The 24,877-nt window shown below is 57.5% G+C and carries 28 protein-coding genes and 1 pseudogene; 13 read left to right on the top strand and 16 right to left on the bottom strand.

Annotation, left to right across the window (positions count from 1 at the left end; all coding sequences use genetic code 11):
• Positions 1-5: 5 nt before the first annotated feature.
• Complete coding sequence (gene bioD, locus AC6CWS_RS13820; protein WP_065882308.1) at positions 6-701, top strand: dethiobiotin synthase; 696 nt, start codon at positions 6-8, stop codon at positions 699-701.
• Here the strand turns inward: bioD and clcB are convergent.
• The 6 genes and pseudogenes from clcB to AC6CWS_RS13790 all read right to left on the bottom strand — a co-directional run bounded on the left by clcB (position 654) and on the right by AC6CWS_RS13790 (position 7,075).
• Complete coding sequence (clcB, locus tag AC6CWS_RS13815) at positions 654-1,949, bottom strand: voltage-gated ClC-type chloride channel ClcB (protein WP_064154666.1); 1,296 nt, start codon at positions 1,947-1,949, stop codon at positions 654-656. The genes bioD and clcB overlap by 48 nt on opposite strands.
• Positions 1,950-2,082: 133 nt before the next feature.
• Positions 2,083-2,691 carry a Tat proofreading chaperone DmsD gene (dmsD, locus tag AC6CWS_RS13810; protein WP_065882309.1) on the bottom strand — a complete coding sequence of 203 codons (609 nt, stop codon included), beginning with the start codon at positions 2,689-2,691 and terminating at the stop codon, positions 2,083-2,085.
• 41 nt (positions 2,692-2,732) lie between these two features.
• Positions 2,733-3,590 (bottom strand): DmsC/YnfH family molybdoenzyme membrane anchor subunit, encoded by an 858-nt coding sequence (locus tag AC6CWS_RS13805; protein ID WP_065882310.1) that lies wholly within the window; start codon positions 3,588-3,590, stop codon positions 2,733-2,735.
• A gap of 1 nt (position 3,591) precedes the next feature.
• A complete protein-coding gene (locus tag AC6CWS_RS13800; RefSeq protein ID WP_023289552.1) occupies positions 3,592-4,209 on the bottom strand; it encodes a DMSO/selenate family reductase complex B subunit in 618 nt (205 codons plus the stop codon).
• 10 nt (positions 4,210-4,219) lie between these two features.
• Positions 4,220-6,655: pseudogene (ynfE, locus tag AC6CWS_RS13795) on the bottom strand (selenate/tellurate reductase subunit YnfE).
• A 150-nt stretch (positions 6,656-6,805) separates the two neighbouring features.
• A complete protein-coding gene (locus AC6CWS_RS13790; protein ID WP_004206039.1) occupies positions 6,806-7,075 on the bottom strand; it encodes a DUF1161 domain-containing protein in 270 nt (89 codons plus the stop codon).
• 101 nt (positions 7,076-7,176) lie between these two features.
• Here AC6CWS_RS13790 and AC6CWS_RS13785 point away from each other — a divergent pair, with 101 nt between their 5' ends.
• On the top strand, positions 7,177-7,887 hold the full coding sequence (locus tag AC6CWS_RS13785; protein WP_065882315.1) for a YnfC family lipoprotein: 711 nt from the start codon (positions 7,177-7,179) through the stop codon (positions 7,885-7,887).
• On the opposite strand, the gene speG is transcribed toward AC6CWS_RS13785, so the two are convergent.
• Positions 7,881-8,441, bottom strand: coding sequence for a spermidine N1-acetyltransferase (gene speG / locus AC6CWS_RS13780; protein WP_004206037.1), 561 nt, complete (start codon positions 8,439-8,441; stop codon positions 7,881-7,883). The genes AC6CWS_RS13785 and speG overlap by 7 nt on opposite strands.
• A gap of 66 nt (positions 8,442-8,507) precedes the next feature.
• On the bottom strand, positions 8,508-8,849 hold the full coding sequence (locus AC6CWS_RS13775; RefSeq protein WP_065882317.1) for a DUF1283 family protein: 342 nt from the start codon (positions 8,847-8,849) through the stop codon (positions 8,508-8,510).
• A gap of 108 nt (positions 8,850-8,957) precedes the next feature.
• On the opposite strand from AC6CWS_RS13775, the gene AC6CWS_RS13770 reads away from it, so the two are divergent.
• The 4 genes from AC6CWS_RS13770 to AC6CWS_RS13755 all read left to right on the top strand — a co-directional run bounded on the left by AC6CWS_RS13770 (position 8,958) and on the right by AC6CWS_RS13755 (position 13,151).
• A complete protein-coding gene (locus AC6CWS_RS13770) occupies positions 8,958-9,320 on the top strand; it encodes a YnfA family protein (protein ID WP_074442600.1) in 363 nt (120 codons plus the stop codon).
• Between the two features lie 114 nt (positions 9,321-9,434).
• Positions 9,435-10,718, top strand: a complete 1,284-nt coding sequence (locus AC6CWS_RS13765; RefSeq protein ID WP_023289556.1) for an MFS transporter — start codon at positions 9,435-9,437, stop codon at positions 10,716-10,718.
• Between the two features lie 269 nt (positions 10,719-10,987).
• Positions 10,988-12,451 (top strand): mannitol dehydrogenase family protein, encoded by a 1,464-nt coding sequence (locus AC6CWS_RS13760; protein WP_135721040.1) that lies wholly within the window; start codon positions 10,988-10,990, stop codon positions 12,449-12,451.
• Between the two features lie 268 nt (positions 12,452-12,719).
• On the top strand, positions 12,720-13,151 hold the full coding sequence (locus AC6CWS_RS13755; RefSeq protein ID WP_048334875.1) for a universal stress protein: 432 nt from the start codon (positions 12,720-12,722) through the stop codon (positions 13,149-13,151).
• A gap of 51 nt (positions 13,152-13,202) precedes the next feature.
• Here the strand turns inward: AC6CWS_RS13755 and AC6CWS_RS13750 are convergent, their stop codons facing one another.
• Positions 13,203-13,889: a GntR family transcriptional regulator gene (locus AC6CWS_RS13750; RefSeq protein ID WP_004206025.1), complete on the bottom strand. Its 687-nt coding sequence runs from the start codon at positions 13,887-13,889 to the stop codon at positions 13,203-13,205.
• Positions 13,890-13,980: 91 nt separating this feature from the next.
• Positions 13,981-14,730 carry a bifunctional NADP-dependent 3-hydroxy acid dehydrogenase/3-hydroxypropionate dehydrogenase YdfG gene (ydfG, locus tag AC6CWS_RS13745; RefSeq protein ID WP_023289559.1) on the bottom strand — a complete coding sequence of 250 codons (750 nt, stop codon included), beginning with the start codon at positions 14,728-14,730 and terminating at the stop codon, positions 13,981-13,983.
• A gap of 130 nt (positions 14,731-14,860) precedes the next feature.
• Here ydfG and dcp point away from each other — a divergent pair, with 130 nt between their 5' ends.
• The gene (dcp, locus tag AC6CWS_RS13740) at positions 14,861-16,906 is read left to right on the top strand and encodes a peptidyl-dipeptidase Dcp (RefSeq protein ID WP_080901508.1); all 2,046 of its coding nucleotides are present in this window, start codon (positions 14,861-14,863) and stop codon (positions 16,904-16,906) included.
• 53 nt (positions 16,907-16,959) lie between these two features.
• Here dcp and AC6CWS_RS13735 read toward each other — a convergent pair whose 3' ends face one another.
• Positions 16,960-17,124, bottom strand: a complete 165-nt coding sequence (locus AC6CWS_RS13735; protein WP_158238024.1) for a hypothetical protein — start codon at positions 17,122-17,124, stop codon at positions 16,960-16,962.
• A 30-nt stretch (positions 17,125-17,154) separates the two neighbouring features.
• Between AC6CWS_RS13735 and AC6CWS_RS13730 the strand changes: the two genes are divergently transcribed.
• Positions 17,155-17,757, top strand: coding sequence for a LysE family translocator (locus tag AC6CWS_RS13730; protein WP_065882325.1), 603 nt, complete (start codon positions 17,155-17,157; stop codon positions 17,755-17,757).
• On the opposite strand, the gene AC6CWS_RS13725 is transcribed toward AC6CWS_RS13730, so the two are convergent.
• Positions 17,752-18,645, bottom strand: a complete 894-nt coding sequence (locus AC6CWS_RS13725; protein ID WP_023289591.1) for a LysR family transcriptional regulator — start codon at positions 18,643-18,645, stop codon at positions 17,752-17,754. The genes AC6CWS_RS13730 and AC6CWS_RS13725 overlap by 6 nt on opposite strands.
• Before the next feature lie 206 nt (positions 18,646-18,851).
• Here AC6CWS_RS13725 and AC6CWS_RS13720 point away from each other — a divergent pair, with 206 nt between their 5' ends.
• Positions 18,852-19,388: a GNAT family N-acetyltransferase gene (locus AC6CWS_RS13720; protein ID WP_023289592.1), complete on the top strand. Its 537-nt coding sequence runs from the start codon at positions 18,852-18,854 to the stop codon at positions 19,386-19,388.
• 79 nt (positions 19,389-19,467) lie between these two features.
• Here the strand turns inward: AC6CWS_RS13720 and AC6CWS_RS13715 are convergent, their stop codons facing one another.
• Positions 19,468-20,139 (bottom strand): SOS response-associated peptidase, encoded by a 672-nt coding sequence (locus AC6CWS_RS13715; protein WP_498256406.1) that lies wholly within the window; start codon positions 20,137-20,139, stop codon positions 19,468-19,470.
• 340 nt (positions 20,140-20,479) lie between these two features.
• Entirely contained in the window at positions 20,480-20,584 is a 105-nt protein-coding gene (locus tag AC6CWS_RS13710) for a YnaM/YnfT family protein (protein ID WP_022065603.1), read from the bottom strand.
• On the opposite strand from AC6CWS_RS13710, the gene AC6CWS_RS13705 reads away from it, so the two are divergent.
• The 3 genes from AC6CWS_RS13705 (at position 20,535) to AC6CWS_RS13695 (ending at position 22,227) form a co-directional block, all read left to right on the top strand.
• Positions 20,535-20,660, top strand: coding sequence for a hypothetical protein (locus AC6CWS_RS13705; RefSeq protein ID WP_369821819.1), 126 nt, complete (start codon positions 20,535-20,537; stop codon positions 20,658-20,660). The two genes, AC6CWS_RS13710 and AC6CWS_RS13705, sit on opposite strands and share 50 nt — an antisense overlap.
• 412 nt (positions 20,661-21,072) lie before the next feature.
• On the top strand, positions 21,073-21,546 hold the full coding sequence (locus tag AC6CWS_RS13700; protein ID WP_023289594.1) for an Hsp20 family protein: 474 nt from the start codon (positions 21,073-21,075) through the stop codon (positions 21,544-21,546).
• A 168-nt stretch (positions 21,547-21,714) separates the two neighbouring features.
• On the top strand, positions 21,715-22,227 hold the full coding sequence (locus AC6CWS_RS13695; protein WP_023289595.1) for a 2-oxo-tetronate isomerase: 513 nt from the start codon (positions 21,715-21,717) through the stop codon (positions 22,225-22,227).
• A gap of 20 nt (positions 22,228-22,247) precedes the next feature.
• Here AC6CWS_RS13695 and AC6CWS_RS13690 read toward each other — a convergent pair whose 3' ends face one another.
• Positions 22,248-23,465 (bottom strand): diguanylate phosphodiesterase, encoded by a 1,218-nt coding sequence (locus AC6CWS_RS13690; protein ID WP_065882330.1) that lies wholly within the window; start codon positions 23,463-23,465, stop codon positions 22,248-22,250.
• A 397-nt stretch (positions 23,466-23,862) separates the two neighbouring features.
• Between AC6CWS_RS13690 and AC6CWS_RS13685 the strand changes: the two genes are divergently transcribed.
• Positions 23,863-23,982 carry a small membrane protein gene (locus AC6CWS_RS13685; protein WP_137910593.1) on the top strand — a complete coding sequence of 40 codons (120 nt, stop codon included), beginning with the start codon at positions 23,863-23,865 and terminating at the stop codon, positions 23,980-23,982.
• Positions 23,983-24,011: 29 nt separating this feature from the next.
• Here AC6CWS_RS13685 and kbvR read toward each other — a convergent pair whose 3' ends face one another.
• Positions 24,012-24,623: a LuxR family transcriptional regulator KbvR gene (kbvR, locus tag AC6CWS_RS13680; RefSeq protein WP_065882332.1), complete on the bottom strand. Its 612-nt coding sequence runs from the start codon at positions 24,621-24,623 to the stop codon at positions 24,012-24,014.
• Positions 24,624-24,877: the final 254 nt, after the last annotated feature.

Here is a 24,877-nt window from a genome sequence, read left to right as displayed (position 1 = left end):
TAGTGATGTTTAAGCGTTTCTTTATTACAGGTACAGACACTGCTGTCGGGAAGACAGTGGTTTCCCGTGCGCTGTTGCAGGCACTTGCTGCCAGAGGCAAAAGCGTGGCCGGGTACAAGCCTGTGGCGAAGGGCAGCAAAGAGACGCCGGACGGTTTGCGTAATAAAGACGCGCTGGTGCTGCAGAGCGTCTCCACGCTGGCGTTACCCTATGAAGCTGTCAATCCCATCGCCTTAAGCGAAGACGAAAGCAGCGTGGCGCACAGCTGCCCGATCAACTACGGTCTGCTGTCGGATGGTTTGCAGCGGCTGGCCGGGCAAGTTGAACACGTGGTGGTTGAAGGCACCGGCGGCTGGCGCAGCCTGATGAACGACCTGCGACCGCTCTCCGAATGGGTGGTACAGGAGCAGCTCCCGGTGCTGATGGTGGTAGGGATCCAGGAAGGGTGCATCAACCATGCGCTGCTGACGGCCCAGGCGATCGCCAATGACGGGCTGCCGCTGATCGGCTGGGTGGCTAACCGCATCAACCCCGGTCTGGCGCACTACGCCGAAATCATCGATGTGCTCAGCAAAAAGCTGCCGGCGCCGCTCATTGGCGAGCTACCGTATCTGCCGCGCGCCGAACAGCGTGAGCTAAGCCGCTACGTCGACTTAGACATGCTCGGCAACGTGATGGCGATAGATCGAATCCCGGCGTAACGTCCGCGACAGCACCGACGCCACCACGCAGGTGATCAGCAGGCCGGGCAGCAGCACATACTGCCCGGTCATCTCACAAATCATCAGAGTCGACATGATTGGCGCATGGGTAGTGGCGGCAAGAAACGCCGCCATGCCGGTCAGTCCCATCATCATAGCCATCTCCTGCTCCCCCGGTAGCCACAGCCCGCTGAAGCGGGCCAATAGCATGCCCATCGCCAGGCCGACAAACAGCGTGGGGGTAAACACCCCGCCCGGCGCACCGGAGCCACTGCTGGCCAGCACCGCCAGCAGTTTGCACAGGAATACCGCCACCAGCAGCGCGCCGGGCGGCGGCAGCAGCAGATAGCTTTGCACCACGCTGTAGCCGTTGCCCCACACCGCCGGCGTGATGAGCGATAGGCCGCCGACGATCAGACCGCCCAGCGCCAGCTGCCACGGCGGCGCCAGTTTCAGCCTGACGAACCCGCGGTGGCTGTATTCCATCAGCCAGATAAACAGCGGCCCGCACAGTCCGGCCAGCAGTCCAGTGGCGAGCATCAGGCCATAGTGCAGCGCGCTGAGATCCTGCTGCAGGACGACATGGTACAACGGCGCGGCGCCGCCGTTGAGAAACTGGGTCAGCAGCAGGGCGATCACCGCCGAGATCACTACCGGCCCAAGCGAGGCCAGCATCAGCGTGCCAAACAGAATTTCAGCGATAAACAGGCTGCCGGCCAGTGGAGCATGATAGGCGCTGGCCATCCCGGCGGCGGCGCCGCAGGCGACCCACAGTTTCCATTCGGCCTGCGGCGTGAAGCGGCGGGCGAACAGCGAGGCTGCCAGCGCGGCCAGCAGGATCATGGCGCCTTCCCGGCCAATCGCGCTGCCGGTGACCACCACCAGCAGCGAGGCCAGCGACTTCACCAGGCTTGCCGGCGTATCGAAGCAACCGTCTCCGGTCTCCAGGGCTTCCATATAATCGGTGGCGGCGTGCGGACGGGCAACGCGGCGTCGTTGCCACAGCCAGAGAAGTGCCCCTGCCGCCAGTCCCCCCAGCGCCGGGGTAATCAGCCGTCGCCACGCCGGCAGCGACTGCGCGGCGTTGACCAGGCTCCCGCTGTCGTTACCGAGAAACAGCGTTTCCAGCACCACCATGGCATGGCGAAACAGGGCCACCGCCAGGGCGGCGAGAAGGCCAATCAGCGTGGCGATCAGCAGGCGACGAAACATCACCTGCACATCAGGATAGGGATGAAGACGGTGCATCGGTCACGGCGAGATTGGGAAAACATGGCCTTATTGTGATAGGGAATAAACTTATATGCAAAAGCGATAAGTGCGGGTTACGGAGAGGGGAGCCATCAAGGAAACCGCGCCGACTCCCGGCGCGGCAAAGGGATTAGCGATAGAGCGGCTTTTCCGCCACCGCGAGGGGCAGACCCGCCTGCCACTGCGCCAGGGTCGCCTGCGCCAGCTGGCCCAGCGCCTGGTAGAAGGGGTGGGCGGCATGTTCGACAAAGACGCTCAGGAAGCGCCCGGACCACGGCAGCAGATGCCAGGCCAGCAGCTGGGCAAACAGCGCCTCGTGCTCCGTTTCGCACAGCCACGCCGCCAGCAGCAGCAGGGTGCCGAAATGGTCTTCCGGCTCGTTGAGATCGGCGTCCAGTGCGATGCCGTTCGCGCGCATCCATTCGCGCAGGGCCAGTGTGGATTCGCCGAACAGCACCGACTCTTTATCCAGCCAGACGGATCCCCAGGGCGGCGCCGGCAGGGCCCACGGTCCGATAAACAGGCGCTGCCAGGCTTCCGGCAACGACTCTTCAACCGACGCGGCAAACCCCGATGCCAGCGGGGCGGCAACCGGGAAGGGCCACTGTTGCTGCCAGCTGCCGTCCTGGAAGGCGGCCACCAGCGGCGCGATTTGCGGGCTATTCGGCGCATAAGAGAACAACGCGCCCAGGGTACGGGCGCTTAAGGCGACAGCGTCGCGGTGAGGGAACGGCATCATCACTTATTCCTTTCTGCGGCGCGCGCCGGCGCGCCGTCTCATTAACGGGCAACCGCCATACCGACGGTCATATGGAGCCCATAAAACAGGCCGCGGCCAATACATTCCGCGATCAAGACCAGCAGCAGACCGGCCAGCAGCCCCGCAGCGCGCGGCGGCTGACGGCGGATCAGCGGACACAGCCAGCAGCCGAGTCCCAGCGCCAGCAGGATCAGACGTAAGGCCTGCAGTCTGCCGTAATCCGGCAGCAGGGTGGCCGCCTGCTGAACGGAGCTGTGTATGGCGCCGAGCCCGGCGCTTTGCATCACGATAATCGCGGCGCTGATGACCAGCGCGGCCACGTTCAGACCGGCAATAAACCAAGCGTTAACGTCGACTTTCGCCATTCGCAGCAGCAGGGCGGCGAACAGCGGCCCGCTGAGGAGTACCGTCAGGAAGAAGGCGCTGGTGGTGTAGCCAGTGTACCATGTCGGCACGGTATCGATTTGATAAACCCGGGTCATCGCCAGCACAAACAGCAGTCCCAACAGCAGGGCGATCGCCAGCCAGACTTTACCCAGCGCCGCCGGCATTTTTTCCAGCACGGCCAGCAGCCACCAGAATCCGCCCACGACGAAAAACAAGGCGCCGCTGGCGATTTCGTTGCTCAGCGCCGAGGCCCCGACGCGGTTCAGCGAGTTAAACGCCCGCAGCGGCGAACCGAGATGCATCACTGAGGCGAGAAAACCGATCCCCATCAGCAGCCAGATAAAAAACATGCTGCGCACCAGCCGCTGCCGCGCTTCGCGCTGGTCCGCCAGCGTCAGCCAGACCAGACCGCTGACGAGGGTCGCGCCGACCACGCATTGCCCCAGTACCGTAAACAGCACCAGCGGCCATTCCTGCCATCCGCTTCCCATCTCACACCTCCTTCGGGTTTGCAAGATAACCGGTGGTATCGCCACACGGCCGGGCGTTGCGGTTAGGTTTGATCGCGATGCTCGGCTGAGTGAAGTGCGCCGAGGGCAGCGGGGCCACCGCCGCCAGCTGGCCGTGCTTAGCGCGCAGTTCGGCAATGGGGCCGAAATCGAGCGCCCGCAGCGGGCAGGACTCGACGCAGATCGGCTTTTTCCCCTCGGCGACGCGCTGATAACAGCCGTCGCACTTGGTCATATGGCCTTTGTCGGCGTTGTATTGCGGCGCGCCGTACGGGCAGGCCATATGACAGTAGCGGCAGCCGATGCACACCTCTTCATCCACTACCACAAAACCGTCTTCGCGCTTGTGCATCGCTCCGCTCGGGCAGACCTTGGTGCAGGCCGGATCGGCGCAGTGGTTACAGGCGATGGAGAGGTAATAGGCGAACACGTTCTGCTGCCAGATGCCGTTGTCCTCCTGCCAGTCGCCGCCGGCGTACTCATAGATGCGACGGAAGCTGACCTCCGGAGTCAGGTTCTTATAGTCCTTACAGGCCAGCTCGCAGGTTTTGCACCCGGTACAGCGAGCGGAGTCGATAAAGAATCCATATTGCGTGCTCATGGTTTACTCCTTAAACCTTCTCGATGTCGACCAGGTTGGTATGCTGCGGATTCCCTTTCGCCAGCGGCGACGGGCGATGGGTGGTCAGGGTATTCATGCAGGCGCCATGGTCAACCCGGTCCCCGGCCATATTGGCGTCGTGCCACGCGCCCTGGCCCATCGCCGACACGCCCGGCATGATGCGTGGCGTCACTTTCGCCGGCAGCCGGACTTCGCCGCGCTGGTTGAACACCCGCACCAGATCGCCGTTTTTAATCCCGCGTTTTTCCGCGTCCAGCGGGTTGATCCACACTTCCTGACGGCAGGCGGCCTGCAGCACGTCCACGTTGCCGTAGCTGGAATGGGTGCGCGCCTTATAGTGAAATCCAAACAGCTGCAGCGGATACTGGCTGCGCAGCGGATCGTCCCAGCCTTCAAATGTGGAGGCATAGACCGGCAGCGGGCTGATGACTTCGTCTTTCTCCAGCTGCCAGCGGGCGGCAATCTCGGCGAGCCGGCTGGAGTAGATCTCAATTTTGCCGGACGGGGTTTTGAGCGGATGCGCTTCAGGATCGCGGCGGAAGTCGCGATAGGCGACGAAGTGGCCGTTCGGGTCCTTGCGTTTGTAGATGCCCATTCGCTTCAGCTCATCGTAGGCCGGCAGCGCCGGATCTTTCGCCACCATTTTGGCGTACAGATGCTGCAGCCACTGCGCCTGAGTGCGTCCCTCGGTAAAACGCTGGTAGACATCGTCGCCGAGCCGTTTCGCCACTTAGCTTAAGATCCAGTAAATCGGTTTGCGTTCAAATTTCGCCGAGGTGGCGGGCTGGATGAAAATCAGATAGCCCATATTGCCGGCGTAATCGTTGGGAATAATATCTTCCTGCTCAACGGTCATCAGGTCGGGCAGCAGCAGGTCGGCGTATTTCGCTGACGAGGTCATAAAGTTGTCGATGACCACGATGGTTTCGCACTTGCTTTCGTCCTGCAGGATCTCGTGGGTCTTATTGATGTCGGAGTGCTGGTTGATGAGGGTATTGCCCGCGTAGTTCCACAGGAACTTGATCGGCACATCCAGCTTCTCTTTGCCGCGCACGCCGTCGCGGGTGGCGGTCATCTCAGGGCCTCGAGCGATGGCGTCGGTCCAGGTGAAGCAGGAGATGGCGGTTTTCACCGGGTTTTCCAGCACCGGAAGACGCTCGATGGTGATGGTGTAGGTCGATTCACGGGCGCCGCTGTTGCCGCCGTTGATGCCGACGTTGCCGGTTAAGATCGGCAGCATGGCGATCGCCCGGGCGGAGAGTTCGCCGTTGGCCTGGCGCTGCGGCCCCCAGCCCTGGCAGATGTAGGCCGGTTTGCTCATGCCGATGTCGCGCGCCAGCTTAATGATGCGATCGGCGGGGATGCCGGTGATACGCGAAGCCCACTGCGGCGTTTTGGCGACGCCGTCGTCGCCCTCGCCGAGGATATAGGCTTTATAGTGGCCGTTTGCCGGCGCCCCGGCCGGCAGCGTCTTCTCATCGTAGCCGACGCAGTATTTATCAAGGAACGGCTGATCCACCAGATTTTCGTTAATCAACACCCAGGCGATACCGGCGACCAGCGCGGCGTCTGTGCCGGGGCGAATGGGGATCCACTCATTTTCGCGACCGGCGGCGGTATCGGTGTAGCGCGGATCGATAACGATCATCCGCGCGTGGGAGCGCTCGCGGGCCTGTTCCAGATACCAGGTAATACCGCCGCCGCTCATGCGGGTTTCCGCCGGGTTGTTGCCGAACATCACCACCAGCTTACTGTTTTCAATATCCGAGGTGCTGTTGCCGTCGTTACTGCCGTAGGTGTAGGGCATGGCGCAGGCGATCTGCGCGGTGCTGTAGGTACCGTACTGGTTAAGCGAGCCGCCGTAGCAGTTCATCAGCCGCGCCACCGGCGAAGCGGAAGGCGAGGAGCGGGTCATGTTCCCGCCGACGATTCCTGATGAGTAGTTAATGTACACGGCTTCGTTGCCATATTGCGCGACGACGCGTTTCAGACGGTCAGCAAGGGTATCCAGCGCTTCCTGCCAGCTGATACGCTCAAATTTGCCTTCTCCGCGTTTGCCGACGCGCTTCATAGGATAGTTAAGGCGATCCGGGTGGTTGATGCGCCGGCGAATCGAACGCCCGCGCAGGCAGGCGCGGACCTGATGATCGCCGTAGCGGTCGTCGCCGGTGTTATCCGTTTCCACGTAGACCACTTCATCGTCACGCACGTGCAGCCGCAGGGCGCAGCGGCTGCCGCAGTTGACCGAACAGGCGCCCCAGACAATGTGGGTGTTGTCGCCGGCAGCCTGCTGTACCGCCGCCGCGGCGCTGCGCAGCGTAAAGGGCAGGGGAAGCCCGCCGGCGGCCAGCGCCAGAGAACCGAGGGCTGTGGATTTAAGTAGTGCGCGTCGGGTGACGCCGCCGGAAGATTCCTGATTCGACATTGCTCACTCCATGATAGTTATGCTGGGCGGAGAAGGGCCGCCGCGTCTTCAACAGACGCCGGGGTGAGCGATAATACGTTATGGGTAGCCGGCAGATCTTATCCCTGGTCAAGGCAGGGATAAGATCTTTCGTTTGAAAGCGAGGCGGGTTTACTGAGCGTCGTTTTCGGCGGGACTGTCGCTGTTACGGGTGTAGGTGATTTTGAATGTGTCGTTGGCGCAATGACCCACCACCTGAGCGCCGGGCTGGTCCGCCTGGTCGTTTGGCACGATGGCCAGACTGAAGGCCGTTTCCGGTACGCCATTGTTAATGATCTTCTGTTGAATATCATTTTTGACCCGTTCACAGGAGTCGGGGGCCGCCAGCACGGTCGTGGAGCACAGCAGCAGCGCGGCGCCTGTCCAGAGGGATAGTTTCATCTTACGCTCCTTATCGATGGTATCCAGATTTAAGCATAGCAGAACTGGTGTAAACAATTGTATTTGCTAATATGATTGGATGTACACAAAAGGAATCACCTGTGAAAAGACTGTATTGGTTGATCCCCACCGCGCTGCTGCTGACGGCGTGCGACCGCGAAAGCGCCCCGGAAGCCTTCACCCCGGAGATGGCGAGTTTTTCCAATGAGTTTGAGTTCGATCCGCTGCGCGGTCCGGTGAAGGATTTTAGCCAGACGTTACTGGACGAACACGATGTGGTGGTCAAGAAGGTGAGCGCGCAGCTGTCAAAAGAGGGATGTTTCGATCTGCTGACGCTGGAGGATGTGGAGAATAACACCGGCGCCACGCTACTGCTGGACGCCAACTATTACGTCGATGGCCGCACCCATGAAAAGCGGCTGCGTCTGCAGGGGAAATGTCAGCTGGCGGAGATGCCCGCCACCGGCGTGAGCTGGGAAACGGATGATAACGGCTTTATTATCAGCTCCCGCGGCAAAGAGACTACCGCCACCTACCGTTACGACAGCGATGGCTATCCGCTGGGGAAAACCACCACCGCCAAAGAGGAGCGATTTACCGTCGCCTCCACGCCGTCGAAGGATCCGCGCAAGAAAATGGACTATACCGCCATCAGCACCTTCAACGACCGCACGCTGGGCACGGTGCGCCAGACCTGCGACTACGATCGCCATGACAATCCGCTGAGCTGTGAGCTGCAGGTGATCGATGAAAGCGTCCAGCCGCCGCTGACCCGTCACTACACGATTAAAAACCGCATTGATTATTACTGAGCCGTCGGCTTCAGCAGAGACGGGCCCGGCGTTTTGTGTTCCGCAAGATACTGATGCTGGAACAGACACATGCGGATGGTGTTGCGGTACTCGCCGTTAATGAAAAACTCATGGATCAGTTCACCCTCGACCATAAAGCCGAGCTTGCGGTAAATATGGATCGCTTTTTCATTCTCTTTATCCACAATCAGATACAGCTTATACAGATTGAGCACGGTAAAGCCATAGTCCATCGCCAGCCGCGCGGCGCGGGTGGCGAGGCCTTTTCCCTGGAAGTCGGGTGAGATGATGATCTGAAATTCGGCCCGGCGGTGCACATGGTTGATTTCCACCAGCTCCACCAGTCCGGCCTTATCGCCATTGCATTCGATCACAAAGCGACGCTCGCTTTGATCGTGAATATGCTTGTCGTACAGATCGGAAAGCTCAACGAAGGCTTCATAGGGCTCTTCAAACCAGTAGCGCATCACGCTGGCGTTGTTGTCGAGCTGGTGAACAAAGCGCAAATCTTCGCGCTCAAGGGGGCGGAGTCTGACGTGTAGCGCGTCGGTCATGGGAATTCCTGTGGTCAAAGCGGAAAAGAGGGGACTGAAAGGCGGCGCCCGCAGGCGCCAGCGTGCTCAGGGATTGATCGCCCGGCCGGTGCGGCGGTCAAGGCAGCGCAGGGTGTTTGGTTCCCAGTAGGCATTGACGTTGGCGCTCTTCTGGCAGTTATCCTGCGCGTCAAAGGCGACATCGGTTTTGTCCCACTCTTTTTCCGCCCGTTTGTTCACCTTCTGGCGCAGGCTGCGGGTGTCGTTCCATTGCTCTTTTTCCATCGACGCCTGCTGACGGCTTTGCGCGCTGTCGCCGGACTCAATCACCAGCCGGTCGGTGGCCGCGAACGAGCTGGAGGTATAGACGACGGCGCTTAACGCCAGAATGGCGGTCAGGCACCAGCGTTTGGTCAGTGTCATGTTCATCACGATTTCCTTTAAGTGATGGGTTAACCCTCAGGTTAAGTTTACTACAGCTCTTTTGCCGGGTATAGCCGCCGAAACAGCGTAGGGAAAGGGCTATTATCGCGTAGAATAGTTCAACGCTTTGTCTCTTTTACGAATCTTTTAATGCTCAAAACAACGCTGCTGTTCTTTGCCACCGCCCTGTGTGAAATCGCCGGCTGCTATCTGCCGTGGCTATGGTTAAAGCGCGGGGCCACGCCGCTGCTGCTGATCCCCGCCGGCCTGGCGCTGGGGCTGTTCGTCTGGCTCCTGACGCTCCATCCGACCGCCAGCGGGCGGGTATATGCCGCCTACGGTGGCGTCTACGTTTGTACGGCATTGCTCTGGCTGCGGGTCGTTGATGGGGTCAAATTAACCCATTATGACTGGGCGGGCGCGGCCATCGCCCTGTGCGGCATGCTGATCATCGTGGCGGGCTGGGGACGAGCGTAAGCCCGTCTTGTGTGATCCCTACCACTTTTTTAAACCCTAATTCTTGTATGGTAGTCGACCTGTTGCCTTACTTATCAGACATCATATTGGGTTATGACTCTGTAAGGAATCACGATGGCTATTGAGACATTTGCCCCACAGGCGGGCGCGACGCCGCTGCGCATCCGTCGGGTGCAGAAGATCACCCTGACGCTGCTGTTTATCGCCGGGATCGTTAACTTTCTTGACCGCTCTTCCCTGAGCGTCGCCGGGGAGGCGATACGCGCCGATCTGGGTCTGAGCGCCACCGAGTTCGGGGTGCTGCTCTCCGCTTTTTCTCTCTCCTATGGCTTCGCGCAACTGCCCTCGGGAATTTTGCTGGATCGCCTCGGACCGCGGGTTGTGCTGGGCGCCGGGCTGATATTCTGGTCTGCGATGCAGGCCCTGACCGGGATGGTCAATTCATTCTCGCATTTTATTCTGCTGCGCATTGGCCTCGGGATCGGTGAAGCGCCGTTTATGCCCGCCGGGGTGAAATCGATCAACGACTGGTATGCGCAAAGAGAGCGCGGCACGGCGGTGGGGATATTTAACTCCTCGACGGTGCTGGGGCAAGCCATCGCCCCGCCGGCCCTGGTCATCATGCAGCTGGCCTGGGGCTGGCGGACAATGTTTGTGGTGATTGGTTTGGCCGGTATTCTGGTCGGCCTGTGCTGGTATGTGGGATACCGTAACCGGCGGCAATTTACCCTCCAGGAGGAGGAGCAACGCTATCTGGCCAGCGAGGAGGCGGCCCGGCCGGCGCTGAAACTGAGCGAATGGCTGGCGCTGTTTAAACGGCGTACCACCTGGGGGATGATCCTCGGCTTCTCCGGGGTGAACTATACCGGCTGGCTATATATCGCCTGGCTGCCCGGCTATTTGCAGGCTCAGCAGGGGTTAAGCCTGGCGCGCACCGGCTGGGTGGCGGCGATCCCGTTCCTCGCCGCGGCGGTGGGGATGTGGGTCAATGGTCTGGTGGTCGACGCCCTGGCGCGCAGAGGCTACGATCTGGCGAAAACCCGCAAAACGGCGATCGTTGCCGGTCTGGTGCTGTCGGCGCTGGGAACGCTGCTGGTGGTGCAATCGTCCACGCCGACCCAGGCGGTGGCATTTATCTCTATGGCGCTGTTCTGCGTCCATTTCGCTGGCACCTCGGCCTGGGGATTGGTACAGGTGCTGGTGGCGGAGCATAAAGTGGCGTCGGTGGCGGCGATCCAGAACTTTGGCAGCTTTGTGTTTGCCTCCTTCGCGCCGATAGTCACCGGCTGGGTCGTGGATACCACCCATTCTTTCAATCTGGCGCTGGTGATCGCCGCCGGGGTGACCTTCGCCGGGGCGCTGTGCTACTTCTTTATCGTCAAAACCCGCATCGATTAACCGACCAGGAAGCCACAGGCCCGCAGGGAGGCGCGGCCTGCGCCATGTTCCATCTTCTCTTACCGCTTCGCGGCGGATTTTCTCCTGCCATCCCAGAGATTTTGTGATCGCTCGCCAGCGACCACAACCCGGCAAAAGCTTCTTGTATGGTAGTTGACAGAAATCAAAGATGTTATACCAATTGCGTGAGATGGTTGAGGCACAAAGGCATTCTCCTCGAGAGTTCTCCCAGAGAATGGTTGATGAGCCACATAACAACGAGAGTCATCATGGAAAACACCCTCTTAACCGCTAACGCCATACAGCCGGACTACGATCGCCGCGCGCTGGTTCCCCGTATCGTCCATCTGGGTTTTGGCGCGTTCCACCGCGCCCATCAGGCGGTCTACGCCGATATACTGGCCAGCGAGCACGGCAGCGACTGGGGCTACACTGAAGTCAACCTGATTGGCGGCGAGCAGCAGATCGCCGATCTCCGGCAGCAGGATCTGCTGTACACCGTGGCAGAAATGTCCGCCGACGCGTGGACCGCGCGCGTGGTCGGGGTGGTGAAGCAGGCGCTGCACGCCCAGGTCGATGGTCTCGAGGCCGTGCTTTCGGCGATGTGTGAGCCACAGGTGGCCATTGTCTCCCTGACCATTACCGAGAAAGGCTATTGCCATTCGCCAGCCAGCGGCGAGCTGCAGCTCGATCACCCGCTGATCGCCGCCGATCTCGCTAACCCGCGCCAGCCGAAATCGGCAGTGGGCGTGGTGGTGGCGGCCTTAGCGCGTCGCCGGGCGGCAGGGCTGTCGGCCTTTACCGTGATGTCCTGCGATAACATGCCGGAAAACGGTCATGTGATGCGCAACGTCGTCTGCGCCTACGCCCGGGCGCTGGACGCGGATCTCGCCGCATGGATAGAACAGAATGTCACCTTTCCGTCGACCATGGTGGACCGTATTGTCCCGGCGGTGACGGCGGAAACCCTCGATAAAATTGAACAGCTGACCGGCGTGCGCGACCCGGCTGGCGTGGCCTGCGAGCCTTTCCGCCAGTGGGTGATTGAGGATAACTTTGTCGCCGGACGTCCACAGTGGGAGAAAGCGGGGGCGGAGCTGGTCGCCGATGTGGTGCCTTTCGAAGAGATGAAGCTGAGGATGCTCAACGGCAGCCATTCGTTCCTCGCCTATCTCGGCTATCTGGCCGGTTATCAGCATATCAACGACTGTATGCAGGATGACAACTACCGCCGCGCGGCGCTGGCGCTGATGCTGGACGAGCAGGCTCCGACCTTGAAAGTGCAGGGGGTGGATCTGTCACACTATGCCAGTCTGCTGATTGACCGCTACTGCAATCCGGCGCTCAAACACCGTACCTGGCAGATTGCCATGGACGGTAGCCAGAAGCTGCCGCAGCGTATGCTGGACTCGGTACGCTGGCACCTGGCGCACCAGCATGACTTCACGCTGCTGGCGCTGGGCGTGGCGGGCTGGATGCGCTATGTCGGCGGTGTTGACGACGCCGGCCAGGCGATCGAAATTTGCGATCCGCTGCTGCCGGTGATCAAGGAGGCGGTAGCCGCCAGCGCCGATGGCGAAGCGCGCGTCAAAGTGCTGTTGGGCATTGAGGCCATCTTCGGCCGTGAGCTGCCGCAGAAAGCGCGGTTCGTCTCGGCGGTGACCCGCGCCTATGTTGCGCTGCAGCGTCAGGGGGCCAAAGCCACCGTTGCCGCATGGGCTGAGGCGCAATAATCGTTTATTCCCGGTGTCGGTCATGGGGTCGACACCGGCTCTTCTGCTGTTTCCGCACGGTTCCGCTGATATATCTTTTTTTGCTGTCGATCGCTTTTAGCAGACTAAAAATATGATCGACCGCAATGTCCTTACATAACTCTATATTTCCCTGATTTACTAAAGATAATTAGCTGTTATTTTTCCGAATAAAGGCTGGTCATTCACCGCAAAAATGGCATAGTTAAGTTATTGAAAAATCACTTTCTCTGGAAAAGGAGTGCGGGCCATGTATAAAAAGATTTTATTGCCTGTTGATGTTTTTGAAATGGATTTAAGCGATAAGGCAGTGCGTCACGCGGAATTTCTCGCGTCGGCGGAAAATGGCGAAATCACCTTGCTCAATGTTCTGCCGAACAGCAGCCGTTCGTTATTACGCGGGTTTACGGCGGATATTCGTAAATTCGAAGCCTATATGCAGGAAGAGTCGGAGAAAAAGATGCGCGAGGTGGCGCGACTGTTCGACATACCGATGTCGCGGATCCATACCCGGGTCGTCTTTGGTAACGTGCGCGATGAAATTCTGGCTATCAGTAACAACGAAGCGTTCGATGTGATAGTGATTGGCTCCCGCAAACCGGGGATCTCCACCCATCTGCTGGGCTCCAACGCCGAATCCATTTTGCGCTACGCCAAAACGCCGGTGCTGGTGGTCAGATAATCCTTTCCATTACGACGGCTGCGTCTGCCTTATTTCGCAGCCGTCTGATCCTTACTCTTCGCTAAACCAGTCGCGATTCTCCTGGCGGATCAACAGCACGGATTCGCTGATTTCATGCAAATGAATACTCATGGCTTTCTCGACCGCCTCGGCGTCGCGTTTTTCCAGCGCGGTGAAAATTTCATGATGCTGGCGCAGCAGCATCTCCGGGGAGGAGACATGGTCGAGGCTCATGTAGCGCACGCGGTCAATAGCGGCTTTGATGTTTTCCACCGTATCCCAGGCCAGCTGACAATCGGCAATAACTGACAACTTCTGGTGAAATTCATCATCAAGCAGGAAAAAGTCGTTTAACTGCTGACGGTCGACGGCAATACGCTGCTGATGAAGATTCTGCTCCAGCTGATAGACTTGCTCATCGTTAATCATGCCAGCGGCACGGCGGACCACCGCGCATTCAATCGCCTGGCGGACAAAGCAACCATTGCGCACCTGAGACAGGGAAATTTTGTTGACGTAGCTGCCGCGCTGGGGACGGATCTGGATAAGTCCATTCTCCGCCAGCTTAATAAAGGCCTCGCGCACCGGCTGACGAGATACCGCAAAACGCACGGAGACTTCTTTCTCCGACAGCGGCGTGCCAGGCGGGATCAGGCAGTGAACGATATCCCGGCGGAGGATGCGATAAATTTGCTGATTGACGGGTTGCGTCGGATTCAGTTGCGATTCTGCGGCCATTGATGGTTACTTTTTATGGGGTTATGCGCACTATTTTACGCGTTTTTTGCGGTTCCGCCCATACCCGGCCAGCAGGCCGGGTGGCTGACGGTTAGCCCTGGCGGTGAACGCTGAGTCCGGCAAAGCTCTGGCTCACCGGCATCATCTCCAGGGTGTTGATGTTGACGTGTTTCGGCAGGGTGGCCACCCACCAGACCGCCTCGGTCACATCTTCCGGCGTCAGGGCTTCGGTGTTCTCGTAGGTTTTACCGGCTTTGGCGTCATCGCCTTTAAAGCGGACGTTCGAGAACTCGGTGCCGCCCACCAGGCCCGGCTCGATGTCGGTGACGCGCACTGCGGTGCCGTGCAGGTCGGTGCGAAGATTGAGGCTGAACTGACGGACGAAGGCTTTGGTCGCCCCATAGACGTTACCGCCGGCGTAAGGCCAGCAGCCTGCCGTGGAGCCGATGTTGATGATGTGGCCGCGATTGCGCGCCACCATGCCCGGCAGGACGGCGCGAGTCATGTACACCAGCCCTTTATTATTGGTGTCGATCATATCTTCCCAGTCTTCCACGCTGGCGCGGTGCGCCGGCTCCAGACCGAGCGCCAGACCCGCGTTGTTCACCAGCACATCGATTGCCTGCCACTCGGCGGGCAGGTCGGCAATCAGCGTCTCAATAGCGGCGCGGTTGCGAACGTCCAGTTGCGCGATATAAAGATTATCGCCCAGCTCGTCTTTCAGCGTCTTCAGGCGCTCTTCGCGACGTCCGGTCGCAATCACTTTATGACCGTTAGCGACAAAACGGCGAGTAATACTTTCACCAAAACCGGCAGTGGCGCCGGTGACCATGATAATCATCTTACTGTTCCTCAACGCTTTTTGTGTTTTCATACCATAGCACGCACAGGCGGCGACCGGTAACGGAAATCATTGCGACCCCTTAAGGAGAAGCCTAATCTTACAGGATAAGCCTGTACAGGAGAGAAAGATGTCCGAACAAAACCCCTTTTTTAGCGTCAGTCTGTTGCCTTACCAGGCGCCGCGGTTTGATCTGATTGAAGACAGTCACTATCGGCCGGCGTTTGATGAGGGCGTCCGGCAGCAGCGCGAGGAGATCCGCGCCATTATCGACAATCCGCAGCCTGCCAGTTTCGCCAACACGCTCGAGGCGCTGGAGCAGAGCGGACAGCTGCTGGCGCGGGTGACGCGGGTCTTTTTCGCCATGGCCAGCGCCCATACCAACCCTTATCTGCAATCACTGGATGAACAATTTTCCGCCGAGCTCGCCGGGCTGGGGAATGACATCTGGCTCAACGAGGCTTTATTCCAGCGGGTGAACAGCGTCTACGAGCAGCGCGAGACGCTCTCGCTTGACGGCGAATCCCGGCGTCTTCTGACCCTGACATGGCAACGCTTTGTTCACGCCGGGGCAACGCTGGCCCCGGCGCAGAAGGCGGTGCTACGCGCCCTGAACACCGAAGCGGCCACTTTGCAAAGTCAGTTCCAGCAGCGCCTGCTGGGGGCGGCGAAAAGCGGTGGCCTGGTGGTCGATGACCGGCATCAACTGGATGGCCTGACCGATGAGGAGATAGCGGCAGCGGCCGACGCGGCGCGGGAAAAAGGGCTCGGCGATCGCTGGCTGCTGACGCTGACCAACACCACCCAGCAGCCGCAGCTGCTTGCGCTGCGCGACCGGCAAACGCGGGAGAATCTCTTCGCCGCCGGCTGGACGCGCAATCAACAGGGCGATGAGCATGATACCCGTAGTCTGGTGCTGCGGCTGGCGGCGATCCGCGCGCAGCAGGCGGAACTGCTGGGGGCGGCAAATTACGCCAGCTGGGCGCTGACCGATCAAATGGCGGCTTCTCCGGCGGAGGCATTGGGCTTTATGCGTCAGATCGCGCCGGCGGCGCGGGCGAGGGCGGAACGTGAGCTGGCGGACATCCAGCAGGTGATCGACAACGAAGGCGGGGAGTTTCGCGCGCAGGCATGGGACTGGCTCTACTACAGCGAGCAGGTGCGGCGGGCTGCCTATGCCATTGATGACGCACAGCTCAAACCCTATTTTGCCCTCGAGCGCGTGCTGCAGGACGGCGTCTTCTGGACGGCATCGCAGCTCTTTGGGCTCCGCTTCGTGGAACGCTTTGACATCCCGGTGTACCACCCGGATGTGCGGGTTTGGGAGATCTTCGACCACAATGGCGAAGGGATGGCGCTGTTTTACGGTGATTATTTCGCGCGCGATTCAAAGAGCGGCGGCGCCTGGATGGACGTGTTTGTCGAACAGTCGACCCTACGGGAGCAGCGCCCGGTTATCTACAACGTCTGCAATTATGCCCGGCCGCAGAGCGGACAGAGCGCGCTGTTGTCATGGGATGAGGTGATCACCCTGTTCCATGAGTTTGGCCACGCCCTGCACGGACTGTTCGCCAGCCAGCGCTATGCCAGCCTCTCCGGGACCAATACCCCGCGGGATTTTGTCGAGTTTCCGTCGCAAATCTTCGAACACTGGGCCAGCCATCCGCAGGTATTCGCCCACTATTCGAAGCACTATCGCTCCGGAGATCCGATGCCGGAGGCGCTGCGCGACAATATGTTGCGTGCGGCAACCTTCAATAAAGGGTATGACATGAGCGAGTTGCTAGCCGCCGCGCTGCTCGATATGCGCTGGCACACGCTGTCGACCACCGGATTTCCGGACGAGGTGGACACATTTGAGCAGAGGGTACTCCGGGAAGAACACCTCGATCTGGCGGCCGTTCCCCCGCGCTATCGCAGCAGCTACTTCTCCCATATCTTTGGCGGCGGCTATGCGGCAGGCTATTACGCCTATCTGTGGACCCAGATGCTGGCCGACGACGGTTATCAGTGGTTCGTGGAGCAGGGCGGTTTGACCCGTGAGAACGGTCAGCGCTTCCGCGACGCGATTTTATCTCGCGGCAATAGCGCTGATTTAGCTGAACTGTATCGCCAGTGGCGCGGGCACGATCCACAGATTGAGCCGATGCTGAAAAATCGCGGGTTGAGCGCATAGGCCATCGGGCGGTGAGAAGCGATCGATTGGGTGTTTTCCTTATCAGGCGCTTTTCACTGGCCATGCTTTGATCGCAGGGGATTGCGCCAGGCGCCGGTCAGGAGAAATAGCGCGAAAATAATCAAATACACATTTAGATAAAAGCCACTTAATCCCGTTGCGATATCGAGGTAGTCTTTCAATAACGTCATGCAGGTGGTAATAAAACCACCTGCCACGATATCTCTCCCTGGAAAACGGATAAATAAATGGTTTTGATCGTTACTATGCTTATGTTTGCGCTGGCCCTGTCATTTTCGCCAGGTCCGGTTAATATGGTTATTATCTCTTCCGGCGCTGCGCATGGATTCAGAAAAACATTTTCTTTCGTCTCGGGCGCCACTATTGGTTTTACATTGTTACTGGTTTTTATTAGTTTTGGACTGTACGCGGCCATCGCAACGCACCCCTGGTTTTTTAGCTATCTGAATATCGTTGGTTCGTTATTTATCTTGTTTCAGGGCTATAAAATTGCTACTTCACATCCGGAATGGACACTGAAAAAAGCACAGGCGCCGGGGTTTGCGCAGGGTTTTTTAATGCAATGGCTCAATCCTAAAGCCTGGGCTGCCTGTGCCTCTGGCGTCGCCTTGTTTTCTGAACCCTCGTCGCGCCTGAGTATATCGCTATTTATTATCATCTACTTTTTTGTCTGCTATCTGTCCCTGGCGGCCTGGGCGATATTCGGTGATAAAATGTCAGCGATTCTCAAAAGCAGAGCACAGATCCGCCTGTTTAATCTGGTGATGGGCGGATTATTGTGCATGACTGCGGGTTACATACTGTATTCGCAGTATATTACCTATTCATAGCGGCTGATGTTCAATGGCATTATAGATATAATTAATCAGTTTATAGGCCGCGCCGCTAACTGAAATATTGCCAGGCCATAGGGCATACACTTTTAGCGGGGCTAATGACCAGTCAGGAAGTAGTTCCTGCATGTCGCCGCGGCGGATATCCTTTTCGCAGAGAAAACGCGGCGGAGCGGCCAGGCCAATTTGTTGTCTGGCAAGGGCATAGGCGGCTTCAACACTATCGACATACACGCCGGGTGTATACTTTATTATCGCCTGTTCGCCGTTGCGATGTCTGAACTCGCGCACATTCTCCCTCATCGTCAGCCCAATCCACGGCATTGATTCAAGCATAGCGGGATGATCAATGGGGGGATAGCGCAGGAGAAAGCCCTTTGCTGCCACCAGCTTTCGCGGCAGAACAAACAGGTGCCGTGCCTTGAGAGCGCTATCGGGGAGCTCGCCAATGCGAAAGGCGACATCAATACTGTCGGCAATAATGTCCTCGCGCAGGTCACTATAAGAAATGCTCAGAGCAATATCCGGGTTCTCTTTAATGAAATTTGCAAGATGGTGAGTGAATGGGCTGTTTAAAAAAACGGCAGGTATGGAAATACGCAGCTTACCGGCTGTGGATACCGAACGTTGCTTAAACTCAATGACGCCTTTTTCATAAAGCTCGAGCATCGACCTGGCGGTCTCCAGCACACTTTCGCCATCTTGTGTTAGAGAAAGCTTTCGGGTATTTCTGTAGAGCAAAGCGCTGTTAAGGTTTTTCTCAAGCCTGGATAAATGTGCGCTTGCTGTTGCGGTCGACAACCCTAACGCCGCGGCGCCGCCTGAAACAGAACCGCTCTCGACAATTTTGGCAAAGACTATCAGGTAGCGGATGTCATCGATCATTTACAGTCCTGTTTTCACTCGGTAACGATATGCGTGGCGCCGACAAAAGGGGATCCCGTTTCCGGATTAACATATCCTATTTTTATTGCCGGAAGTATCTGTTTAATCGCGCTTCTCAGGTCCGCTTGAACAAGTCCCAGGCATCCACCACGGCATGGAGGGTTCGCGAAGCGTCGCGGGCCACCTCACTCGTCAAGGAGATACGTTTGCATATTGAGACTCATCGCCTGCGTCTTCGCCCAGTCATGGCTGAAGATGTCGCCGATCTTTACCGAATTTATGGCGATCCGGCGACTAATACCTTTAACCCCGCAGGACCCTACCCGGATATTGACTATGCCAGTACGGTTCTCCAGCGCTGGCTTGCCCACTGGCACGATCGCGGGTTTGGCAACTGGGCCATATCGGCGCGTGATGCTCCGGAAAAAATCATTGGCTTTGGCGGCTTAACTATTCGTCGCTATAACGATGTCATCCTCAACAATCTTGGCTATCGATTCGCAACAGAAGCATGGGGAAAAGGGCTGGCCACCGACCTCGCGACCTCGGCGGTAAGATATGGCTTCGAGGCGATCAAACTCACGGAGATTTCAGCGGTGGTGAGGGCGAATCACCTGGCCTCGCGAAAAGTGCTCGAGAAAGCAGGCTTGAGGTTCATCAACGAGATTGCCGATATAGAAAATGCGCCGCCGAGTCTGCTTTATTCGTTGACCTTAAGCGAGTGGTTAAGCCAGTCGGGATAACCCGCGGGGGCTTATTGGCAAGGCTGGATCGCACCGCAGCCGGCGCATCAGGCGGGGGATCGGCCACAGAGTTAGGCGCTCACTCTACTGGCTCAATTAACGCTGGCCCCTGATTGTTCAGATTGCCGACCGCCCGCGATACCGCGTGCCAGGTGAAATCGTCGGCGGAGACGCTTCCGTCCCTGGCAATCTCCTCCGCTTCCGCGCCGGTGAGATCCTGCCTCATCCATTCCCGGGCGGCTTCCGACGTCAGGACCAGCGGCCGGCGGTCATGTATATCGACAAGACCGCGATCGGCGGCAGCGGTCACCAGCAAAAATCCTTCGGCGCTGTCCCCGCGTTCGAAGGAGGTGCTGCCAATAGCGGCCATAAATATCGGCTGGCCATCCTTTCGCTGAATGAAGTAGGGCTGCTTTTTGCCTCCGACCTTTTTCCATTCAAACCAGCCATCGGCGAAGCAGATCGCCCGCCCGTGCTGCCACAGCGGTTTGAACATCCTGCTGGTGGCAGCGGTTTCAACCCGGGCATTAATCAGCGGTGATTTATCCCACCATCCCGGCGCATAGCCCCAGTGAACGGGATCGAGGTGGAGTTGCTCATTCCTTTCACTCAGGAGTAACACTTTTGTCCCTGGCGCGACGTTATACCGCCCAATGGGCTCCGGGTCCCAGGGGATATCGCGTTCGGCCTTTTCTGCGAGAAACGCCAGGTATGCTTCCCGCGTCTGCGCTTGCGCAAAACGTCCGCACATCGCCACCTCCAGCCAGATATCTGAAGGAAAGTATAGTTCAGCAGGGAAGGGGCGTGGTTAGACATGATTTTGAAATCATGCGATTGTGAATTCTTTTCGCAGGCTTATAGCTGACGCTTAGGCACATACTACTTAAGTTGCCTACATTGCAGGCCTTAATTCTGGCCTGAACTATATTAATTGAAGTTACACATTCGCCATGTGAATTTTTATTTCGAAAAAGGGTACGCGGGCGCAAATACTGAGTATATGTCGCCTGAACAAGAAGTGTGGATGGGGTAGAGGGTGGTGTATTGACCCGCCGCTGCATCAGGTGAATGGCAACGGCGTCCAAAAAGGATTAGTTATCCGGGTTGTTGGAGATGCCTTTCCATACCATCCCCAGACCGATCAACATCGACGCGAAGAGGGCGAACAGGGTGGTAGAGATAAAAATGCCGGTCATAGTGATGCCTCAGAAAGTGCGTATGCAGGTTATTAGGCACGGAGGGATGAGAAAGGTTCCTTCCCTGACGGCGTAAATTTTCGCCAGTGTCTTCCAACTGGCGCCAGCGAGGCCAAAGTGATGTCGAGGCCGCCGCTGTTGGCGAAACGATCGTCAGGGGAACCGCATTTCTCGTGGCGCTATTGCAGGGCGACGGGTGAGGCAACGCGATTCGGTCGTTGACATCCCCTTGAACAAGTAATATATACATGACGCTTCTGTTTATTGAATGTTAAACAGCATCAGTTATGGGACTCAGAAGCACCCCAGCCCCCGCCGTCTGGCGGGGGGCACTTTGCCACCTGACCTGGTTATTTCTGTCTGTGACTGACGAAGAAATTTTTTTATTTCAGGTCTTGAAAAACGCGCTTTAGCTATTATTTTATAAAGCGGACAAGCAATGCTTGCCTTCATGTTGAGCTTTTGAATGGATATTCAGGAGGTTAATTATGGCACTCAAAACCTTGTCAGCACTCCCGGTATTTGCTGATTCCCTTTTTGCCGATCGCTTTAACCGTATCGACCGTCTTTTCAGCCAGTTAACGGGCGATACGCCGGTGGGGACCTTACCAGCCTACGATTTACAGAAAGTGGATGACAGTAATTTCCTGCTCAGCGTCAGCGTGCCTGGCTGGAAAGATGATGAACTGGAAATAGAGACCGTAGGCGGTAATCTGCATATTACCGGTAAACGCGCGCAAACCGAAAATCATTCCGGAAACAGCCAGGGCTGGATTTATAAAGGCATTCGCCGGGCTGATTTCCAGCTTAGTTTTTCGCTTCCCGAACACGCCCAGATTAATCAGGCGCAGCTGGAGAGCGGGATCTTAAAAATTGCTATCCATCAGGAGATCCCCGAGAGCGAAAAACCGCGCAAAATTGCCATTGAGAACCAGGGGCGGGTGATCGAACACAAAGTGTGATTCCGCTTCTGTGCCGAGGTAGTTCCTTTCAAGGCCCGCGCTGCGGGCCTTTATTTTATCCACTCAAGGTGGCGTAAACGGCCTCCAGGCGACGAGAGAAATCACTATGCTATCCTGTTAACAGGGCAGTGAGGCGGTGATACTTTTCAAATTCGGCGAGGAGTGAGAATGGCTGACGAGATCGATAAAGACGCACAACATACTCATCAACTGACCGCCGAGGTGGCCCGGGCGCTTATCGCGCGCGGCTGGCGGCTCACCACTGCGGAATCCTGCACCGGCGGCAATCTGGCGGCTGCGCTCTGTGCTCAGGCTGATACTGCGGCCTTTTATGATACCGGCGTGGTCACCTTCAGCGATGAAGCCAAGCGCAATGTGCTGCAGGTGCGCGCGGAAACCCTGGCGGAACACAGCGCTGTCAGCGAAGCGTGCGTGAAGGAGATGTCCAGCGGTATGCTGGCGATAGCCGGGGCCGACATCGCCATCGCCATCAGCGGCTATGCGGGACCGGAGGGGGGAGAGGATGGTACCCCCGCCGGCACGGTATGGTTTGCCTGGAACTTTCGCGGCCAGATCGAAACTCAACGGCTGCGCTTTACCGGCGACTGCGAGACAGTGGTGGCGAAAGCGGTGCGCTTCGCCCTGGCGGCGCTGGGTGAAAAGCTCCCCCACTGGCAGTGACGCTGCCGACTACCGCGGCCTTACAGATCCGTTGCCTGACGCGCTATCGGCCAGCAAATTTCCCCGATGCCGTTCAGGCACGGTCGGGAGAAAAGGAACCCCTGAAACAGGCGAATGCCCACCGACTGCAGCCAGCACCACTCTTCCAGGGTTTCGACGCCTTCCGCCACCACCGTGATGCCCAAATCCTCGCAGCAGCGCACGACCGAGGCGACAATCGCCTGCTTGGCGCCGCTGATATGAATATTGCGCACCAGCTCCGCATCCACTTTGATTTTATCGGGCTGAAAGCGGGTCAGTAACGACAGGCCGGAGTAACCCGCGCCAAAGTCGTCGATGGCCAGCTTCATGCCCGCGACGCGCAGCGCTTTGAGCACCTTGCGGAACTGGTCAAAGCAGGTGATCACCTCCGTTTCGGTAACCTCTATCAGCACCTGGTCCGGTCGGAGGCCGGCCGCCAGCAGGCTGTTCATCAGCCAGCCTACGGCGTCAGGGTGGTTATACAGCGAACCGGGCAGCAGGTTAATGGCCAGTTGGTGTTTACCAAGCGGTAACTGACCGGCGAGAGAGAAGGCATACGCTTTGCTCTCGAGGTCGAAACGGTAGCGATCCTCCGCCGGGATGGCGGCAAACATCTCTACAGGAGATCCGCCGGTGGGGCTGCGGATCAGCGCTTCAAAGGAAGAGACCCGCTTTTTGGCCGGCTCGACGATGGCCTGCAGGGCAAACTGGCAAGGTTGATCGGGCAGGTGGCGCGCGATGGCAGTGGCCGGGGCAGGCATCATCGTCCAGCGAGAAGGCTGCAGCGGCTCGGGCAGACAATAGCGCCCACCGTCGGCGATAAAGGCGCTAATCAGGCGGAACATCCGGTCGTTGACCGGATCGGTGACCCCAAACGAGCTAAAGCGCAGGAGCTCCTCCAGCGCGCTGTCGGCTTCGAAAAGACGAAGATCCAGCAGGCGCATTCCGGTGTCGTGAAAACGACGGTAGGCCGAATAGTCGCGCATCAGTTCCACCACGTCGCGATGGCGCGGATCGCTCTGTATCTCGTGGAATAACGACTCAAGATCCTCCTCGCTTCCCTCCAGCACCTGGAAGAACTGCAGCCCGTTAAACAGCAGAATACCGGTGATGCCAAGAGGCATGTTTTTCCCGCTGGCGCGATGAATTAAAGCGTCGAGATCGGTGGGCGGGCGGGCAGGATTAACCTGGCTGCGGTATATCAGGGTGGTTAGCATAATCATTCCGGTCGCTGCGGCAGCGCGTGATGGTCCGCACAGCGCGTATTGAGGGAGGTATGGCCAGACCCCCAGAGAAGTGTGGCTGTTTTTTCTGACATTTAACCAACCGTGATGTCCGCTACGCGGAACGGGAGCTTCACTTTGTGATTACCTTCACTCTACAGGGAATCTGAGGTTTAGCTATCTTTTTCTCATTTACAATGCAAAAGGGGGAATCAGGCCGCTCACTCCTCCTGTGGTATAGGCCCACCTCCTTAAATTATCGGTTAACATTCGCCACCAGGAATTATCCTGCCATTATATTACCCGCTCTCAAAAAGAGATGCTGGTCTTGCCTGATTAAAAGCAAATCCATATTATCAACGTAAGTTTAATTCCTTTTTTCAGGTCTGATATGAGCGACTTATTTATTATTTTGTGTCTGATTTTTTGTCCCGTCATTTCTTTGTGGAGTGGTCTTTCTTATATTCAGGAAAGACGCAAAAGACGCTACGTCTTCCGTTCCAGAAGATAATCTGCAGAGGTAATATAATGACGATTGTATTAACGTCTGGCGAGTAGTTTTACGAGGTTGTTAAATTGCTGGCGGCTGTGCAAATTGAACTTGCTCATAATATTCTTTTTATGCGAGTGAATGGTTTTGTGGCTAATTTTTAGCGCCGCGGCGACTTCATGCGGACTTAGACCAATACTGAACGCGTAAATGACTTTGGTTTGCGCATCGCTGACCGACTTGCAGGCGCAATTGATGCAACGCCGCAGCCGATTGAAGGAGGGGTCATGATGAGGTGGCAGGGAGCGCTGAATCGCGCTGGCTATCTCATCTTTAAGAAGCTGAACGGGAGCGTGGGGAGGCATAAACACCGCCTGACGCAGACAGTTGGGTAAACTCTCTTCGGCGGTAGCTTGTTCATTGTCCTGAAAAATAAAAAGCGTGTATTGCTCTGGGGCATGCTGAAACAGGTCATGACACAGGTACCATTCTCCCGCCACCATTTCCGTGAAGATCACATTAGCTTGCGCCATCCCATCCGCGTTCCATTGTTGAGAAAACTGATACGCTGATCCCCCGTAGGTCTTCATCGCTTCATCCACCAGCTCCGCAATAGCGACTCGCAAATAGTGATTTTTTATATTGATCAAAAAATTCGTCATATAACTTCCCTGTGGGGTATGAAAAAAAGTGTCAGAATAAATTAAAGAATATAATGGTGATGCGCAGGCCTTTTTTAGCTGGGGTAATCTAAGGGATGTTTTTCATTAATGCAATATCTGCCAGGAAAAGTGAGATAACGGTGTGTTGGTATGCGAAAGTTCCTAATAAACAAAATGATAAGTCTATATTAGATGGCGTTTTAAGCGCTTTGGTAATTTTTTATTTTTGCGATGCATAAAAAGCTTAGTGGCAG

Source organism: Klebsiella sp. M041, assembly GCF_059759695.1.
Note: the sequence above shows the minus strand (reverse complement) of the source record. Positions and strands in the feature narration are given on the sequence as shown.